The organism is Falsiroseomonas oryziterrae, from assembly GCF_021864505.1.
In the GTDB taxonomy this organism is placed as follows: domain Bacteria; phylum Pseudomonadota; class Alphaproteobacteria; order Acetobacterales; family Acetobacteraceae; genus Falsiroseomonas; species Falsiroseomonas oryziterrae.
In genome coordinates this window covers 1-660 of record NZ_JAKJIB010000688.1, presented here as the reverse complement: position 1 = coordinate 660, position 660 = coordinate 1, and the positions used below count along the sequence as shown (strand labels likewise).

Annotated in this window: 1 protein-coding gene and 1 tRNA gene; both read right to left on the bottom strand. The window is 75.3% G+C overall.

Translation table 11 applies throughout. The features are described 5' to 3' along the window. Nucleotides 1-325: 325 nt before the first annotated feature. Nucleotides 326-401: transfer RNA gene (locus tag L2I40_RS24115), tRNA-His, on the bottom strand. A 79-nt stretch (nt 402-480) separates the two neighbouring features. Then, a partial coding sequence (locus tag L2I40_RS24110) for a hypothetical protein (RefSeq protein WP_237217862.1) occupies nt 481-660 on the bottom strand: 180 nt, incomplete at its 5' end.

The window sequence follows — 660 nt, the reverse complement described above, 5'->3', positions numbered from 1 at the left end:
GCCCTCGCTGCGCGAGGGCACCCTCCCCCGCAAGCGGGAGAGGGAAAGAGGCGCGCCGCGGCGGAGAACACGCTCCGACCTGCGAGGATGCGGCCGCACGGAGGCCGCCGCGCCGCGACCGACCGCGCAGCCGGGCGCGGCATGTCTGCGGCGCGAAAAGCCAGGTGCCCGGAGGGCAAGCCGGCGCATGAGGCAACTCTCGAGGATGTGGCCGCTCGGCGGCCGCCGCGCTGCGACCGACCGCGCGGCCGGGCGCGTCACGTCTGGGGCGCGTAAAGCCAAGTGCCCGGAGGGCACGCCGGCGTCTGAGGCAAAAGGAAAAACGTGGGGCGACCAACGGGACTCGAACCCGTGACATCCAAGACCACAACCTGGCGCTCTACCAACTGAGCTATGGCCGCCGCACAGGGCGCGGGGTGTAGGGCCCGCAGGGCGTCTCCGTCAACCGGCGCGGCCCCCAAAGGCACTCAGCGGCGGCGCTCAGCGGCGGCGCTGGAAGACGAGGTCGCAGCGGCGCGGCTCGATCCGCTGGCCGGTGCCGTGGCTGCCGAGGAAGCGGGCCTCCACCACCCAGCGCTCGGGGCGCCGGCCGGGGCGGCGCACGTCGCGCGGCGGCTCGCCTTCGCCCCGGAAGGTCGCGGTGCCGTCGGCGGCGATCGG